This is a genomic window from Niallia laureatilytica, from assembly GCF_046613985.1.
Classification (GTDB): Bacteria; Bacillota; Bacilli; order Bacillales; family Cytobacillaceae; genus Niallia.
On sequence record NZ_JBKKHP010000015.1, the window covers coordinates 53,840 to 71,569 of the forward strand.

The window sequence follows — 17,730 nt, forward strand, 5'->3', positions numbered from 1 at the left end:
ATTAGTTGTTGCTCTAATTAAGAATAACAAGTATCCCGCTTTAAACTTGTGATATACATCACATTTAATGAAAAATAATAGAAAAGAGATGACAGTATGAAGAGTAACCTGTTAGATAAATTACAGCGTCCATTAAGAGATTTACGTATATCGGTTACAGACCGCTGCAATTTCCGCTGTGTATATTGCATGCCAGAAGAATTATTTAAGTCTGGGTATACATTTATGCCGTCAGAACAGATGCTGTCATTTGATGAGATTGTAAGAACAGCTAAGCTATTTGTCAGGCTAGGTGTAAAAAAGATTCGCCTAACCGGAGGAGAGCCACTGCTTAGAAAGGACTTACCAGCCTTAATTAAGGAGCTTCATAATATCGAGGGACTAGAAGATATTGGATTAACTACAAACGGTTCTTTGCTAAAGAAATTTGCAAAGGATTTATATATAGCAGGATTAAGGAGAATCACAGTAAGTCTAGATTCATTGGATGCAGAGCGGTTTTCGATGATAAATGGGCACAGATGTAAATTAACAACCGTAATGGACGGCATACATGCTGCCTTAAACGTAGGAATGATTGTTAAAATCAATATGGTTGTTAAAAAGGGACAAAATGAGGAAGACATCATTCCAATGGCCAAATTTTGCAAACAACATAAGCTTATTCTAAGATTTATTGAATATATGGATGTAGGTAATTCAAATGGATGGCAATTGGAAGAGGTTGTTACTAAACAGCAGATACTAAACAAACTAAATGAGCAGATGCCAGTTAAACAAATCAAAGAAAATTATACTGGTGAAGTAGCAACACGTTATCAATATTTGAACAGTAGCCAAGAAATAGGAATTATTTCTTCCGTAACAGACACATTTTGCGCAACATGTTCACGAATAAGGTTATCAGCAGATGGAAAATTATATACCTGTTTATTTGCATCAGCAGGCCATGACTTACGCAGCTTAATACGCAGTGAACAAAATGACGACATTATTATCAATAAAATATCGCAAATTTGGAACGGTCGACATGATCGTTACTCAGAAGAGCGAAGTAATCTATCTATAAAACAAAAAAAGAAAATCGAAATGTCTTCAATTGGCGGGTAATGCAGACGATCACTTAAAGTGATTGTCTTTTTTCTTGGATGTAGAGATATAAAAGAACTATTCGTATAAGACCTGTTTTACGAAATGTATTTTTTAAGAAACTGTGCAAATAAGGCAAGTATAGGTGAATGGTATGCTATTGTGTGTTATATGAGTGAAAATGCGATATATCGGATAAATTTTGTGTTTTAGTTTGAATTGCAATTATATTTACAGGTTAAATAGTTACATAATAGTTAACGTTATTTGAATTTGTTAACAAACAATTAATTAATAAGCGGAGAATTAATTTTAATTAAATAATCCTCAAATTACATCGAATAAATACAAACTAAAGTTAAATGAATGAAAAATCTGTTGCAACTATGTGTGCAGTTGAATTCTGTGCGCAATTAAATGTTGGTGCAGAATTTACTGCATCAAATAACCTTAATAAAATTTACTGTTTTTATTAATTATAATGCTAAGGGGGCACAGGAAAAGAAATATACAACTATTCGTATAATACTAATTTTACGAATAGTATTATTAGGAATTGTTTATGAATTCAAATGTACCATGATGTTAAGGTTAATTAGTGTATTTAATTGGCGGTTGCGTTGCTAACACATACTGCATAGCAGCCGTTAAATTGCAGTGATTAACCTATGATAACAATTTAATATTTGTCGATATCTGTAAAATATTCAAAGTTAAACAATATATAAATAAGTTTAGTTAAATAGTTAAAATTAACGACTGTAAAAAGAAAAATTTAAGCTAAAAGTCTGTAAAAACGTCAAAATGCTAAGATTTATGGAGATATCATCAAACTCTGTATAGATAAAGTGTAGTTCGAATTGCTACCAGTAGATCTTGCAGGTACATAATAATAGAATCTAATGGCAAGAAAACTGTATTTATTAATAAACAAGGTACTATTTCAGCTCTTGGCAAACAACTCCCCTTCCCTTTTCTTCATTTACTTTACGCTTAGCAGACATACACTAATAGATTTATATATTGCAAGGATGCAGATTCCGTTATTGATAAGTATAAGCACCATTAAATTTTTTATACTTTTGGTTATTTATTATTTACCATAAATTAATTATGTAAACTAGTATTCGTAAAAATTGTATTATACGAACAATTGTTCTTATTTGTTTGATTAAGATAGAAAAGTCCATTGAGTTACAATTTTTTAGTCTTCATACCTTTATTTATCTGCAATAAAATAAGCATGGTTCCTATACTGTATCAGGCCCATGCTTTAAATCATTCTATTTCTTTAGTCATTAAGTACATTCTTTTCCTGTTGTAATTTTTCGACGTCCTTGATATCTAATCCTGTCTTCTCTGCTATTACTTCTGGTGCAAGCACATCTAATAAAGACTTAGCTAATTCAATAATTTGTCTTTTTTTACCTTTGTAACAGCCTCTTTAACTGCCGCCGCAACAGCCTCTTGTTTGCCTTCTTCAAAAAGCCGTCCGACTTTTGTCATTTTTAACCACTCCCTTACTTTGATGGCGTAGTTATTATCAATGAATTTATCTGTTGAGGTAAGAATTCCTGCAATTACCTGTAGTTGTATATGTTCATCCTTTATACATTTCGCTAGCTCTACTGTTTCATGTGTTAATTCGTTACGACCCTTTGCGCTGTACATTAATGGCACAAAACTTAATTTATACAGCTCCTCAAGGTTTAATTCAACATTATCACGTATTTTTCCCTTTATATTCTCCATGATAGCATCACCGTTATACTCTGATAACAATACAGGATTGGAGGAAATTCGAAAGGATCCTGCGTCTAAACTATCCTTTGTTACATCACTTGTGTACACAACTACTAAGTGAATCTTTTTTATGTTATTTTTCCTTTGAAAGTATCGTTGTAAAATACGATGTCCATACCTCATGTACTTCAAATGATTTTCCTTGAATCTGTTATTGCTCTCGTATTCTAACATTAAAATTGAGCCGTCTTCCAGCTGGAAAACAGTATCTGATCTTTTTTCATCTGCAGTAAATCGGAATTCATTTGGCAATAGCGTCTTTATTTTCGGTATCTGATAAGACCAACAACATCAAGCGTTACATCTGCGTATAGCTCGCTTGTAAATTTAAAGAAAACGTCGTTGTTATTAAATGAGATTCCTTTCGACATTTTGTTACTCTCCCTAGTTACCCTTTTATACAGGAGCACATTAAAAGTTTTCTATCAAATGCCAAAACGTTCAATAATTCATCACAACTAAAGAGATATTGCCTGGCAGTGTGTAGCTATATACCTCAAATTCACTTATTGTTCATACTTTATCCGATAAATTTTCGCCATTGCTTGTACTCTATCTGCCACATCGAGTTTTCGAAAGATATTTGTTAGGTGGTTTTTGACAGTATGGGCGCTAATGAAAAGTAAATCGGCAACTTCTTGATTATTTAAACCTTCAAGAATTAAATGAAGAACTTCCTTTTCTCTGCTTGTTAATGAAAGATTATCTATTACGCTTTTCACATCTTTCAAATCCTCAATTTCCGTGATTCCGATTGTAGCATGATCCGCTTCTAATTCCTTGCTGCTACTTGCCTTCTGGACGATGATATATTCACGGAATTGAACGGCTAATGGACTATTTATGTCTTTAAAGGGAATTGTGATTCCTTTAAGATAAGAAAAAGCTAATACTAATAGCTGCGCCTCTTCAGTCAGAATGCTTCTTTGCTCTTCTCCGTTTAGTATATGATGATATTCTCTAAGTATCTTCAGCCGTTCTGCACTTATTTTATCGTGAAGAAAGTCTAGACTGAATGGGATTACCTTACATGTCTCTAACAGTTCCTCAACAGCAGAATCCTGCCAGCTTTGTTTGCTCATAAACCCTTTCAGTAGTTCCGTCGCTTTACAAGTAAGATGAAATTCCTCTGGTTTTAGTTCCTTTAAGCTTTCGAAAAGTATTTCAGTAGGCTCTTGTTTTACCTCTAAGTCAATAATTCTTTTTGAACCAAAGCTTACAGCTAAAACCTCGGTTAATAACTTAAGCTCTGCCTCTAGCCTCTTATCTCCTAAATGCCCCTCTTCCTCGAAGTGAATGGTAAACAGACCTAAAACTTGCTCATTTAAAGTGATTGCCTTATGAATTAAGCCTTTTTTAGAAGCGTTTACTTCAACTCGGTGACCGTTAGAAAAGAGTTGTTCAGCAACTTTATGATGCTCTTGTTCAGCAGCTTGTGAAGCCTTGCCTCTTTTGTACAATTTTCCACTTCTCGCTGTAAAGATAGTTAAACAATTTTTGCTCCATTTATGACAAACGTCCATAACGCTGTACAAAACACTGATTGGATCATTTGTATGCAATAGTATGTCAGCTAAATTCAAAAAGGCTGCATGAACATCTCTTTGTTTGTCAACAAGCTTCAATTGCTGGATTAAAAATTCTGTTTGAGCGGCTGCTTGTGCAAGTGCTTGTAAATGCTCTGTTAGCTCTTTGCTTACAGGCTTATTAGTCAAGGAGCCTCCAAACATAATTCCTACTGTTTCTTTAGCCTGTTGGATAGGGAAACCAAAAACATGCTGAGGGTATATGTCAAACTGATGAAAGAATCCTGCTTTTGGTGATTCTTTTATAGACTCAAAATGAAAGATCTTTTTTGTAGCAGCAGCATGTCCTAATAAACCTTCTCCGATAAAGAAGCTTTTTCCCTCCAACTGTTTTGCATCCCCGTTTATATGTTGGATGGTATAAATAGCATTTTCTTCTCTTTTGGCAATACCGATAAAGTCCACAAAGCCCTCTTTTACTGCGTAATCTAAAATATTACTTATAGAGAAATCCTCCATATAAGCGAGCTGCTTTTTATAAAGTGTCAACAGCTGATTTTTCCACGTCATTTCTTGTCGTAAGCTTTTTACAAACATTAAGCTATAATGTAGATCGTTTATCTTTACTAAGGCGCTTTCTTTCTCCTTTACGGTAAGAATAGGAATGTCTTTGTTTAACGCGGTAGACACTATATTGCTTCCGCATACATCTTCCACAAAAGGACCGGTAATAATTAAATACGAGTCTTCTCTATATTGGAAAAAGGGTGACAGGATGTATTTATAACATCCGATATTCTCATCTGTTGGTGTTATTACTACTGGTTTTTTTATTTGGTAAGCTATATTTAGTACGTCGAGAAGCTCTGTAGAATATTCTTTAAAGAGCAGCATGATGTCTGTATTTCGAATTACATACCCTCCCTTGCTGTTAACAAGGTGGATTGGCAATCGAATGGTGCTTTCATATGTTTCTATCAGTGCTGTTACTATGTCATTGTTTAAAGTATTTACATTCAATTTTAATCATCCTATATTATAATGTTTTATATATGTCGGAACTTGCTGATTGCCATCTTAACAAACGAAATATCATCATGTTTACTTATTTCCCCATCATGAAGCAATATCTCCAATAGCTCTTTTGTATCTAGTTGTGAATTAGCGAGTACAGATTCCTTCAATTTATTAACAGCATGGTACATCGCTGTACCGTCAATATTTTCTAATAGTCCATCTGTAAATAGAAGTAACTGCGAAGAATCTTTTAAAGGTACTGTTTCAGCGGTTGGCTTGATTTCTTCAAGTATTCCTAAAGGAACACAATTGGATTTAAGAAGCTCTGCATGATCAGACTGTACCAATAGCCCTGGAGGATGGCCGGCGTTAATATATGTTAAGTTCATTTCTTTCGTATCTGCAACTGCATATAGTGCAGTGAAAAACTGTAAGGAGCTGGTATGATCATTAAACAATTTATGCATATGAGCGTTTAGTGTCTCTATGACAAGAACAGGTTCTTTTACCCTGACAATCAATCCTTCTAACAGTGCCCGTATACTCATGGAAACAAGGGCAGCTGAAACACCATGTCCCATTACATCCATAATTAACACTCCGTATTGATGCTCATTAATCCTATACCAGACATACATATCTCCTCCGATATTATGTGCTGGAATATACTGCCCTTCTATCTGAACCTCCTCCGTAATTAGCGGCTTGCAGAGTACACTTTGCTGCAGAATGGTCGCGAGTTCAAGATCTTTGTTCATTTCCTCTTCTAGTTTTTTCTTTTCTGTTATATCCTTTGCGATAACACAGACACCATCTATTCTTCCTTGCATAATTAACGGAATGCTTTTATATTCTATATAAACTGGGTTTTCATGCTTATCTCGTATGATGTCTGTACTGTCCACCATTTTCCCTTCTAGTACATCCTCGAAATTTTCAAGTGATTTGGAGGTTTCTTTATGAAAAAGCAGATCTTTGAAATGAGACCCAATCAACTTATCTCCTAGCACGTCAGTTACTCGTTCGTTAACTTCTGTTATTGTGCCTTCGTTATTGACGATAATTGCCAGATAGAGATTATTATTAAATAAGGTAAAATGCCTAAGTGTTACTTTTTCTAAGTCGAATATAAGCTCTTTTTTTCGTATTGTTTCTTTCCTTTCTTTCCAAAACAGACAAACGATAAATAAACCTAATGGAAGATGCAAGAAGAAACTTAATGTTTGATATTCTTCAAAACGATGAATATCCATGCCTGTTTTCAGCTTGTAAGAAAGTTTAAGGAAGATAAACAGCTCCATTACTACGTATGCAGCCAGTAGGACACCTATCCATTTACTTCCCGATAATCTATTTATCTGCTTCATTACACTTCCCTTTCCTTCTAAGCATTAAAGCGTCTTCTTTTGTTCAAAATATTGTTCAGCCTGTTCCAATGTAGGAAATAGCTCCATAAAAGTGCTGAATTTAACGATTTCGAATATCTCATCCAATGGTGGCGTAATTCCTGAAACAACAAGCTCCTTTCCATTTTTTCTTGCTTTCATAGCTCCATCAGCGATTACACCGAGTCCTGAGCTGTTCAAATAGGAAACATGATTTAAATCAAGTATTAAAGAGGCAGTCGATTCATGCAGAAACTTCCCCATCATTAGTCGGAAGTGTTCGCTGTTCTTAATCGTAATATCTTCGTTCATTTCAAGGATGTGGATATTAGCTTTTTTTATGACTTTCATTTCTGCCACACTTTCTTTAAATTTTAGTAAACTACTCTATCCTAAAGATAAGAGTCAGTTTTTTGCCTTCTTCTGTGTAAATAAGCTTATCAGCAAGCTTCTGCATGATGGCTATTCCCCGGCCGCGCATACATGTTTGATGCTCTTTAAAAAACACATCTGGATTGCCAATCATCCCAATCTTCTGTTCATAATTAAAACCGTTTCCATTATGCAACACATCAACATAAAGTTTTTTGTCGCTTATCTTTATGGAAAAAGTAATGCTTCCGTCTTTAACTGTTTGGATTCCATGTTCGAAGGCATTATTGACTGCTTCCAATAAAGCATACAAAATCTTCACATGGTTTCCATATGCTATTTTCTGGAGATATTCCTCGATAGTAGGAAGCTTTTCCTCAAGCTCCTCATATCGGGATATTGTATAGGCTAATGTCATGTTTACACCTCAAACGATAATCCACCTGCTCATTATTTGTTAGGATATGCATATAAAGAATAATTAACCTCTTCTTGATTCATACTTTTAAAATCAATTTTTCGGCTAAAAAATAGGAAAAGGCATGAGACCGATACTGCCGATTCCATGCCATAGATATACAATTTTTATCTAATAGTATTAAGGGATAACTACAAATAAATGGTGGTTAATGAATCCCTTTAGAAACTAATCCGATTGCTAACGTTTGAAATAACGATCTAACCGGCATATTTCGTTTTTTGATTGTTCTGAGCATATCAACTAATTGCCTGATTTCATCCTTAGATTGAACATCTATGATCAAATCACATAAATAGTCGCTTTCCATAATAGTCATTCCAGTTGCAGTAGGTACTTTAAAAGCTTTTTCTTTTCGTAAGTTATTTTTCAGATAATTTTTATCCATATCATATAAAGTTATTAAAACTGGTTTTTTGTCTACTGTCATTTCAATCATAAATGTTAACCCTCCTTGATGAATCCAGACTAAGTTGTTTTTACTCTTCTGTATAATAGATTTATCATACCTATTATCTAGGTAAAGATATATAGGAATCCGTTCCTGAGGAAGAGGGTCCTATGTAGTAAGACCTCCTAATCCAATCGTAAAAATATGAGAAAGGACCTAGAAATAGGTCCTTCCCAATGTTCAAATTAAAGAGATAAAGTTGAATCATTATTTGCTGTTTTTTCGTTTTCTAAGCTTTCCTTTTGTTTCTCAGCTTTTTCATAGGCTTTCCAGAAAGGATAATATACGATTATGCCGATAGCAAAGTTGATAATAACTAAAAGCACTCCCTTCCAGTCACCGCCTGTGGCAACATAGCCTGATATAAACGGCGGAGTAGCCCATGGCAGTTCAACAAAGACTCTATTTATAAGATGTAGGGAAAATGCCCCGTAAGTTACTATAGCTGCGATGGTCCCTGATAGGATAAAAGGGATAAGGAAAAAAGGATTTAACACAATTGGCAAGCCGAAAACAATTGGTTCAATAATTGTAAATACAGCTGCAGGTGTTACAATGCCTGCCAACGTTCTAGCTTGTTTTAATTTAGAGCGCCACATCCAGAACAAAATTCCCCACGCAGCAGCAGGCCAGATTGTGATTCGTTCGACCACTGTCGTCCACACATGAGGCAAATCCTTTAAGTTAACTCCATTCGCTAAAGCCTCTGCATTTTCCGCTACCCATTGCAGTTTTAATGGTTCAAAAATTGGTCCTATCATATTATCTCCATGCATGCCAACAGACCAAAGCAAAAGTCCGATAAACACTCTTGGTACATACACGAAAATACTATCTGTGCCGCTGAATACTGGCCCTAACACGGAGTTCAGAAACACTGTGATATCAAAGTTCAGTATAGAACGGACTATCCATAAAACCGTTAAGATGACCAAAAACGGTATGAGCGCAACGAACGCATTCGTCACATTTGGCGGTACCCCATCTGGCATTCGGATGGTAATTTTCTTTTCCAAAAAAAATCGGTAAATTCTAATACTGATTAAACTGCTGATAATTGCTGCAAATAATCCTCCTGCAGCAAAATTCGTCACATCCATCCCATTTGTTAAATCATTTATATTAATCAAAAAGAATGCCGCTACACTTAATAAGGCAGCATTAGTGGAATCAATATTAAAGTGTTTGGCATAATTCATGCCAATCGCAACAGCAGCATATAACGAGAGAAAATTCATGGTTATATGGAAAAACACTAGCAGCTTTGGAGCTAGACTAGATAATGCTGGGATAAGGGCCCCTTCACTGAAAGTACCTGGTAAACCGAGCATAGCTAGTAATAAAAACAAGCTTCCAATAATCACAATAGGAACAATTGCGACTAAACCATCCTTTACAGCGGCAACAACGGGGATACCGCCAAACTTTGCCATTGGTCCGGCTAATCGATTTACAACAATATTAGAGATTCTTTCTAAAAATGATGTCTTAGGTTTAATCATTTTAACCTCTCCCCTTTTATTCAGTTACACTACCTGCATGTTGGTTATTTGTCGACAACAACCTTGTAAGCGCTATCTTTCTTAATCGGATTATAGGATACTGCTCAATTATTTGTCTAGAGAGGTTTTTGTTATTTCTGCTGCTGATAAATGGTTATCCTCTTCTAAGCGTAAAAAAAGGGTTTATTATTTCCCAATTCTCAGCAAGCATCTTCATTACATAAATAGCATGAATTAGCGGTTCTTTGGCTTTTAATCTTTTTACTTTTTGCCTCATATATATTTTGGGAAATGAAATCAGATTTCAAGTTTCGTATGGTCTCAACTGCATTTAGAAAGATATCACCATAATGACAACGATAGGTTTTTAATAGTCATTTCGATGCTATGATTATTTTAAGAAATTGCAAAGGAGAGTTCATATGTTAAACATAGCGTTTGTAGGTTTTGGAAATGCCGTCGTAAATTATCACTTACCATATTTAGAAAGAAAAGATCAGATTAACGTGAAAAGTATCTTTAGAAGAGAAGAAGATCGTATTGGAGATACAGAACGAGAAGCCTGGTATCCTGATATCCTCTTCACAACAAGCTTCGAAGAGGTATTAAATGATGATGAAATAGAATTAATCGTTATTTGTACTCATGTTGACAGTCATGTTGCCTATGCGAAGCAAGCGTTAGAGCACAATAAGCATGTCCTTGTGGAAAAGCCATTTGCGCCAACTGTGGAAGAGGCAGAGGAAATTTTCGACTTGGCTAAGTCTAAAGGACTGATTGCGATGGCCAATCAAAACAGACGATTTGATGGTGATTTTCTTACATTGAAAAAAGTAATCGACAGTGGTGTGCTTGGTCGACTTATTGAAATACAGTCCCATTATGACTACTTTAATCCGCAGCATATCCAAAAGGGTTTTGGCTTATTGCACGGATTAGCGGTTCATACGATTGACCAGTTGTATTCCTTATTCGGTAAGCCAGAAGCAATTCATTATGATGTTAGAAGTATAAATCATCCAGGAGAATCAGATGATTATGTCGATATCGACTTCCATTACGGCCTGTTAAAGACTACGGTAAAATGCAGCTTAGCTGTAAAGATTAATCATCCGAAGTTTATTGTCCATGGCGACAAAGGCAGCTTTATAAAATACAGCAGCGGTCATCAGCAAAAAAATCCAGACGGTGTGACAAAAGCATCGTTTGAAGTGGAACCAGCAAGTAATTGGGGAGAGCTTTCCTATATTGATGAAAATGGGATAGAGCATAATGAATCGGTTAAGTCTGAAATAACCGATTATGGTATTCTTTACGAAAAATTATATGCAAGTATAAAAACTGGTGCAGAAAAGCCAGTGAAAGATGAAGAAGTTTTAGCCGTTTTAAAAATATTAAATGATGGTGTGGAAGCAGCGAAGAAATCGGGGTGTTCTCAATGAAAATAGCTACAATAGGTACAGGGTTTATTGTTGAGGCCTTTTTACAAGGCTTAGAGAAAATAGCAAGTGCAGAGTGTGTGGCAATTTACTCCCGTAAAGAGGAAACTGCACAGCCGCTTGCAGCAAAATATGAAGTAAATAAAATCTATACCGACTTAGATGCTTTATTTGCCGATGACTCTGTTGAAATCGTTTATATTGCATCACCAAACAGTCTCCATTTTGACCAGGCTTATCGTGCGCTGGAGCATGGGAAACATGTGATTTGTGAAAAACCGTTTACCTCTACCCTTCAAGAAACAGATACATTGATCTCATTAGCAAAACAAAATAACTTAATGTTATTTGAAGCAATTACAACCATCCATTTGCCAAACTATCAAATTATAAAAGAAAATATCAATAAAATTGGGCAAATAAAGCTTGTCCAATGCAACTATAGTCAATATTCCAGCAAATATAATGCATTGCTTGCCGGCGAGACACCAAACGTCTTTAATCCGCAGTTCTCTGGCGGCTCTCTCGTTGATATTAATATCTATAACTTGCATTTTGTGATGGGTCTCTTTGGTACTCCAGAGAAACTGAGCTATACCGCCAATAAACATTCAAATGGTATCGATACATCTGGCGTCCTGTTATTAACTTATCCAGACTTTATTGCCGTGTGTGCCGGTGCAAAGGATACTAGCAGCGAGAACTTTGTACTGATTCAAGGAGAAAAAGGCTATATTCATGTTGAAAACGGAGCAAATGGCTGCAGACGGGTAATTCTTCACAATGACGAAGCTAAGACAGAATTTAATGAGCAAACATCTATGAACAATTTATACTATGAACTGCTCAAGTTTAATGACATCTATAAAACGAAGGATTATAACCGCTGCTATAGCTTGCTTGATTATAGTCGTTCTGTTATGGAAAAAGTGGTAGAAGCGCGCATGGACGCTAATATTATTTTCGCGGCAGATAATATTTAACAGAAAAGAGAGCTGAAATTTTTTTCAGCTCTCTTTTTCTTGTTGAAGTAATAAGGAATTCATGTACAATACATCAAAAATATAAACAGATGACATCATGTTGTAGATTTTAGATAACTCAAGTTGCTTATCAGAAGAATATGTCATGATTACCTCGTCACATAATTTTGCTAATGCAGAATCGCGGCTCCCGGTAATACCGATTACCTTCATATGATTGTTCTGAAGCCTTTTTGCAATATCAATCATTGCTTTGTTTCTTCCTGTATGGGAAATGACAAAAGAAATAGTAGATGACGTATTTTTGAGATTAGTTAAATAATGCTGATTGGCACTGTTATAGGCAACTGCCATCATGCCGACTTCATTCCATTTGGCGCAAGCTTGCTGGGCGATATAATAATTGATATCAACACCATAAACATCGATCCGTTCAGCGGTTCTTAACCACTCGATTATATGTTCTAAACTGGCATGGTTAAACATTCTTCTCGTTTCGGTAAATGCTCGTTCATAAAACCCTGGAACTAAATCTATCCCGTATATGCTGCTTTTGGTTTCAGAGAAATCAGTGTGTTTTTTTTCTGCTTTCCCGTCTTGCTTATATTCAAGTGCCAATTTCAGCTGAAAGTCAGGATATCCTTTTAAACCTAGTTTTTTACATAAACGAACAATTGTCGAGGAACTGGAGAAAGTTAATTTAGCCAGTTCATTAGCTGTTGCGTTAAATACAACTGTCGGATTTTCCAGTATATAGTTTACGATATACTGCTCCTGTGACGTTAAATTATAGCTGTATTTCATCTTTTTAATTAGCATTTCATACTTCCCCTTCTCTTACTGCCGAACATTGGCACATCCTCTAAAAAGGTTTCTCTTCGAATTGCTGTAACACTTCTGCTCTCCATAATTGTCTTTGGCGATTTTCCTGGTATTCCATTTGATAAAGAGTGGAAAATAACACATTTAATATGTATTCAAATGCTGCTTGAGAAGAATAGGTGGAAATTTTCTCTGTTTCCTTCGTTTCTAATCTTGATACGGTAATAATTACATCTGCCAGTTTTCCGAGCTCACTGTCAGGATATGATGTCAGCAACAAAATAGGAATGCCTCTCTCTTTTATCAATCTTGCTGCAACTAAGTCATTCATAGCTTTTGCATCATAGCTGATGAAAAAGGCGCAGTCATCTCTTAATAAATTCGCAGCGTTTAATGCCCATTCTTCTCGCTCTTTAGCAAGAATAGCATATTTATTAATCTTCCAAAGTTTATTTTGAAAGCTTTCGGCACGAATTTGAGAATCACCAGCCGCAAACAGGAAAATACGTTTGGCATTATATAAATGTTTAGTCATTTCCATAAGCTGTGCTTCATTTAAGAGCTGATACGTTTCTTTAATTGCTTGCTGTGTTAAATGCATCATATCTTCACTTATTTTCATCAGCGGGGAATGGTCCTCAAAAGGGATATTTGGATTAATGTCTTTTTGCGGTCCATCAAGTTGTTCGATTGATTTCAACAGCTGAATCTTAAACTCCTTGAAGCCCCTAAATCCCATTTTTTGAGCAAAACGAATAATAGAAGCATTAGAAGTGAAGGTTCGTTTCGCTAATTCCTGAATCGAGATATTTTCCATCGAGCTTGTATTTGCGAGTATATATTCTGCAATAGTTTGCTCTGTTGTTGTGAATTTTGTATATGCTGCAATCTGTTTTATTAACAAGCCGCTCCATTCTCCTTTAATTCTGAACTATTTTTCCAATATATTTAAAGTATGAACAAAAAAATCGGAACTATTTTACCTAAATAAGCGTTTTCAAAGATGATTATAGCATTCTTCCCCTCGCACCCATATAATTAAAGCTATCAAGAGCTAATTAGGAGTGAGAAGCATGTTAACAATCGGTTATATTGGAAATGGTAAAAGTACAAATCGTTATCATCTGCCTTTTGTACTACAGCGTGAAAACATTAAGGTAAAAACTATTTACCGCAGGAATCCTGACCGTGATAGTTGGGAAGCACATCCTTCTATTCATTATACTACTAATCTTACTGAAATCATGAACGATGCAGAAATTCAGTTGATAGTCGTTAATACAGCAGTAGAATCGCATTTCGAATATGCAAAAATGGCACTCGAGCATAATAAGCATGTGCTAGTGGAAAAACCGTTTATGCTGACAAAGGAAGAAGCAGAAGAAATATTTGCTCTTGCTAAGGAGAAAGGTTTGATTGCCCAGTGTTATCAAAACCGCCGCTATGATTCCGACTTCTTAACAGCAAAAAAAGTTTTGGAAAGCGGTAAATTAGGCGATTTGCTTGAAGTAGAAATGCATTATGATTATTTTAGACCGGAAACTCCAGAATCTACTCATACGTTTACTTACTATCATAGTTATTTATACGGCCATGGCACCCATACGATTGATCAGGTAATTTCTTATTTTGGTAAGCCTGACCATATCCATTATGATGTCAGACAGCTTCTTGGTACTGGCCGAATGAACGATTATTTTGATTTAGATTTTTATTATGACAAGCTGAAGGTTTCCGTCAAATCTAGCTTCTTTCGTTTGGTACAGCGTCCTAGTTTTGTCCTTTATGGTAAAAAAGGTGTTTTTGTCAAACAAACAGAGGATCGACAAGAGGAACATTTAAAGCTGTTTTATATGCCACACCATGCTGATTTCGGAATCGATTTACCTCAGCATTACGGCACCTTGACATATATGGATGAACAGGGAGTTTATCACGAAGAAAAGGTTGTTTCCGAAGTTGGAGATTATGGTCGCGTCTATGATGATATTTATAACGCTATCATCAATGGAGCAGACAAACAAATTAAAGATGAGCAAACACTTTTGGCGATGGAAATACTTGAACAAGGAATTAAGCAATGTAAGTAAGATGTTTAACTTAAAGAAACCTTCACAGTCAGTGAAGGTTTCTTTTTTACTTATATTAACCCATATTTCTTAAAGCTGTTATATATACCATCCTCGTCATGTCTGTCGGTAATATCGTTAGCTGCCCGTTTCACTTCTTCTTTAGCATTGCCCATTGCTACACCGTATTGAACAAATTCAAGCATCTCGATGTCGTTTGAACCATCACCATATGCGTATGTATGCTCTTTTTCTAGGCCGAGATGCCCGATTACCTTTTCAATGGCCGACGCCTTATGGATTCCAAAGATTGACACCTCTCCACTGTTAGTTCCGAAGAAAGGCACGGTGCTAGGAATGACAGTAAAAACAGACGGAAATTGTTCCATAATACGCTCAATCGGAACAGCAGAACCTAAAAACCCAATTTTATTAATATCATCTCTCACTAAGTCTTCGGCTTCACTGATACTGTTATAAAATGACTGCATCGACTTCCGTAATTCTGCTTGTGCTGTTTGTGTTTCAAAAACAGTATCAATCAGTGCACGGATGCTGTCTTTACAGCTTTTACTCGCAAATAGGCCTTCATTTGTTTCTAAGAAGAACTCAATTTCATGCTGATTAAAATAGTCCACCACCAATTGCAGATTATTCTTTTTTATAACTTCATGAAACAGCACTTCTCCGTTTAGCTCAATATAACCGCCTGCCGCACCAACAATGCCGTCAAAGCCAATCTCTAATACTTCCGGAAACAATATCGATTTAGAACGTCCCGTACAAAGAAAAACGAAATGCCCATTGCTTCTCGCCTTTCTAACAGCAAGCTTAGCTGAATCTGGTATAATGCCATTGTCATCTACAAGTGTTCCGTCAATATCCAAAAAAATAATTTTTTGCATAAACACACCTACTCTATTGTTTAATTATGCCATTCTTTCCTCTATACGTAATATAAACAGAAATATTTATTATTCTTTGCTATACTTATTATATAGTAAATACATATGGTTCTTAAATCACTTTCAAAAATATTCCCCGGGCTTCTCCAAAAAAAAGTATTATTTATAGACACTTCCGATAGACGAACTAATGTTCTGTTTGATAAAATAAACATATATACCAAATTAGGAGTCTTTTATCATTCCGTTTTAATAAAGTAAACCGATAAATTCGGTAAGAGCTGATGCCTATAAAATTGGTGGATGTACAGAAATAAAAATTCAGGCAATAGATCTTATTCCTGATATGAGGTGTGATCATGGCAATAACAAAACAACATGAAATGTATGAAAAACGGCTTGAGGAATTGCTGAAGGAAATGCCTTATTATGTCGTTGAATATGTAGACGATAAATTGGATATTCGCTCGCCTCTTACTCTGTTTAATTATGTGAGGGATTATAAAGAGTTTTTCTCCTGGCTGCTTGCAGAAGGTATTGTTTCCTGCGAGTGCATGAAGGAAATTCCAGTGGAAGCATTAGGCGCTCTGCCTCTTTCTGATGTGCAGAACTACTTCAAATATGCAGCAAGGAAAAAGTACAAACTAACGGAAAAAGATGATGTGACAAAAAAAATCAGTCCGAAAACTGTTAATCGGCAAAAGTCAGCCCTCCGCTCTCTTTTCAACTACCTGTCATTAGAAGCAGAGGTTGATGGTGGTGAACCTTATTTTCACCGTAATGTGATGAAAAAAATTCCGATAAAAAAAGTCTCAGAAACATTTAATGAAAGAGCGCGAAAAATAACGGAAAAAATCTTTATTAACGATAATGATGTCGAGTTCCTACATTATATCGAGCATCATTATGAGGAAACATTAACACCTGCAGAGCTGCGATATTATAAGCGGGATAAAGAGAGGAATTTTGCGATACTGTCCCTATTCCTTGGCAGCGGTATTCGTGTAAATGAATTAACCTCCCTTCGCTTAAAGGATGTTGATTTAGCAGCAAGCGAAATCAGTGTCATTCGCAAAGGAGGCAAAAAGGACACGGTGTCTGTTACTCCCTCCTCTCTCCAGGATGTTATTAAATACTTGGAAGTGAGAGCGACTAAGTATAAGGCAGGCAGCGGCGAAAACGAGTATTTGTTCATTAAACTGTATAAAGGGAATCCCGAACCATTAACAAACAGAGCAGTTGAGGACATTGTATATAAATATACGAAGTCCTTTGATAAGCGGATGTCACCCCATAAATTGCGACATACATATGCAACCAATTTAGCAGAGCATACCGGCGGTGATATCCCCTTAATCATGAACCAATTAGGCCATACCCAATCAGATATTTCCCTGCTTTATATCAACACATCGAGGGAAAAAGCAAAAATGGCTGCAGAATTAATGGATAAACGGCGCCAAAATAAGGACGAATAACCAGGCACTTCTGACTACCAGGAGTGCTTTTTCTCCTTCTGTTTCTATAGGATAAGCTTCTTTCTTTTCGCACAAAATACCTTTGATTAATTTTAAGGAGTGTGCCGTTTATGAGGGAAATACTAGAGCAAGTAAAAGAAAATCTGGAAAGAACCTTTGACCAACCTGGAGCAAATGACTTAACAGCAAGTATTGAACTATTAGAAACAGCAAAAGATCTTTATGGTGATAAAGGAACACTGCTGCAAGATATGATTCGCGCATTGGCACAAGCGAATCATGCAAAAAATGAATTAAATATTTCAGGCGACATTTCTTCATCTGCTGCGTTTGGAGAAGCATATAATGCTGTTAGCCATGCGTTATCATCTTATGAAAGATAAATCAATTAAAAAAACCTCGGTTTGCTTG

At 35.8% G+C, this 17,730-nt stretch carries 16 protein-coding genes; 6 read left to right on the forward strand and 10 right to left on the reverse strand.

From position 1 onward, the window contains the following. Window positions 1-96 precede the first annotated feature (96 nt). Window positions 97-1,110 (forward strand): GTP 3',8-cyclase MoaA, encoded by a 1,014-nt coding sequence (moaA, locus tag ACLIJJ_RS24140; protein ID WP_237942714.1) that lies wholly within the window; start codon window positions 97-99, stop codon window positions 1,108-1,110. Window positions 1,111-2,490: 1,380 nt separating this feature from the next. On the opposite strand, the gene ACLIJJ_RS24145 is transcribed toward moaA, so the two are convergent. The 7 genes from ACLIJJ_RS24145 to ACLIJJ_RS24175 form a co-directional block, all read right to left on the reverse strand. After that, window positions 2,491-3,144, reverse strand: a complete 654-nt coding sequence (locus ACLIJJ_RS24145; RefSeq protein ID WP_411411826.1) for a transcriptional regulator — start codon at window positions 3,142-3,144, stop codon at window positions 2,491-2,493. Between the two features lie 254 nt (window positions 3,145-3,398). After that, window positions 3,399-5,438, reverse strand: a complete 2,040-nt coding sequence (locus ACLIJJ_RS24150; RefSeq protein WP_411411827.1) for a helix-turn-helix transcriptional regulator — start codon at window positions 5,436-5,438, stop codon at window positions 3,399-3,401. A gap of 26 nt (window positions 5,439-5,464) precedes the next feature. Next, a complete protein-coding gene (locus ACLIJJ_RS24155; RefSeq protein WP_411411828.1) occupies window positions 5,465-6,802 on the reverse strand; it encodes a SpoIIE family protein phosphatase in 1,338 nt (445 codons plus the stop codon). A 24-nt stretch (window positions 6,803-6,826) separates the two neighbouring features. Continuing rightward, entirely contained in the window at window positions 6,827-7,171 is a 345-nt protein-coding gene (locus ACLIJJ_RS24160; RefSeq protein WP_411411829.1) for an STAS domain-containing protein, read from the reverse strand. A 31-nt stretch (window positions 7,172-7,202) separates the two neighbouring features. Further along, window positions 7,203-7,610 (reverse strand): ATP-binding protein, encoded by a 408-nt coding sequence (locus ACLIJJ_RS24165; protein WP_411411830.1) that lies wholly within the window; start codon window positions 7,608-7,610, stop codon window positions 7,203-7,205. A 208-nt stretch (window positions 7,611-7,818) separates the two neighbouring features. After that, complete coding sequence (locus tag ACLIJJ_RS24170) at window positions 7,819-8,109, reverse strand: hypothetical protein (protein ID WP_233315277.1); 291 nt, start codon at window positions 8,107-8,109, stop codon at window positions 7,819-7,821. Window positions 8,110-8,306: 197 nt separating this feature from the next. Then, on the reverse strand, window positions 8,307-9,623 hold the full coding sequence (locus ACLIJJ_RS24175; RefSeq protein WP_411411831.1) for a PTS sugar transporter subunit IIC: 1,317 nt from the start codon (window positions 9,621-9,623) through the stop codon (window positions 8,307-8,309). Between the two features lie 422 nt (window positions 9,624-10,045). Between ACLIJJ_RS24175 and ACLIJJ_RS24180 the strand changes: the two genes are divergently transcribed. Both ACLIJJ_RS24180 and ACLIJJ_RS24185 read left to right on the forward strand, forming a co-directional pair. Next, window positions 10,046-11,065, forward strand: coding sequence for a Gfo/Idh/MocA family oxidoreductase (locus ACLIJJ_RS24180; RefSeq protein ID WP_411411832.1), 1,020 nt, complete (start codon window positions 10,046-10,048; stop codon window positions 11,063-11,065). Next, window positions 11,062-12,045 carry a Gfo/Idh/MocA family protein gene (locus tag ACLIJJ_RS24185; protein WP_411411833.1) on the forward strand — a complete coding sequence of 328 codons (984 nt, stop codon included), beginning with the start codon at window positions 11,062-11,064 and terminating at the stop codon, window positions 12,043-12,045. Before ACLIJJ_RS24180 ends, ACLIJJ_RS24185 begins: the two co-directional genes overlap by 4 nt. 24 nt (window positions 12,046-12,069) lie before the next feature. Here ACLIJJ_RS24185 and ACLIJJ_RS24190 read toward each other — a convergent pair whose 3' ends face one another. Together ACLIJJ_RS24190 and ACLIJJ_RS24195 are read right to left on the reverse strand one after the other, a co-directional pair. Beyond that, window positions 12,070-12,864 carry a MurR/RpiR family transcriptional regulator gene (locus tag ACLIJJ_RS24190; RefSeq protein WP_233315273.1) on the reverse strand — a complete coding sequence of 265 codons (795 nt, stop codon included), beginning with the start codon at window positions 12,862-12,864 and terminating at the stop codon, window positions 12,070-12,072. Window positions 12,865-12,907: 43 nt separating this feature from the next. Then, on the reverse strand, window positions 12,908-13,771 hold the full coding sequence (locus ACLIJJ_RS24195) for a MurR/RpiR family transcriptional regulator (RefSeq protein ID WP_233315272.1): 864 nt from the start codon (window positions 13,769-13,771) through the stop codon (window positions 12,908-12,910). Window positions 13,772-13,940: 169 nt separating this feature from the next. Here ACLIJJ_RS24195 and ACLIJJ_RS24200 point away from each other — a divergent pair, with 169 nt between their 5' ends. Then, window positions 13,941-14,957 (forward strand): Gfo/Idh/MocA family oxidoreductase, encoded by a 1,017-nt coding sequence (locus tag ACLIJJ_RS24200; protein ID WP_233315271.1) that lies wholly within the window; start codon window positions 13,941-13,943, stop codon window positions 14,955-14,957. Window positions 14,958-15,007: 50 nt separating this feature from the next. Here ACLIJJ_RS24200 and ACLIJJ_RS24205 read toward each other — a convergent pair whose 3' ends face one another. Then, complete coding sequence (locus ACLIJJ_RS24205) at window positions 15,008-15,841, reverse strand: Cof-type HAD-IIB family hydrolase (protein ID WP_411411834.1); 834 nt, start codon at window positions 15,839-15,841, stop codon at window positions 15,008-15,010. A gap of 359 nt (window positions 15,842-16,200) precedes the next feature. Here ACLIJJ_RS24205 and xerS point away from each other — a divergent pair, with 359 nt between their 5' ends. Both xerS and ACLIJJ_RS24215 read left to right on the forward strand, forming a co-directional pair. Continuing rightward, window positions 16,201-17,319, forward strand: coding sequence for a tyrosine recombinase XerS (gene xerS / locus ACLIJJ_RS24210; protein ID WP_233315269.1), 1,119 nt, complete (start codon window positions 16,201-16,203; stop codon window positions 17,317-17,319). Between the two features lie 110 nt (window positions 17,320-17,429). Continuing rightward, window positions 17,430-17,702 carry a hypothetical protein gene (locus tag ACLIJJ_RS24215; protein ID WP_233315268.1) on the forward strand — a complete coding sequence of 91 codons (273 nt, stop codon included), beginning with the start codon at window positions 17,430-17,432 and terminating at the stop codon, window positions 17,700-17,702. Window positions 17,703-17,730: the final 28 nt, after the last annotated feature.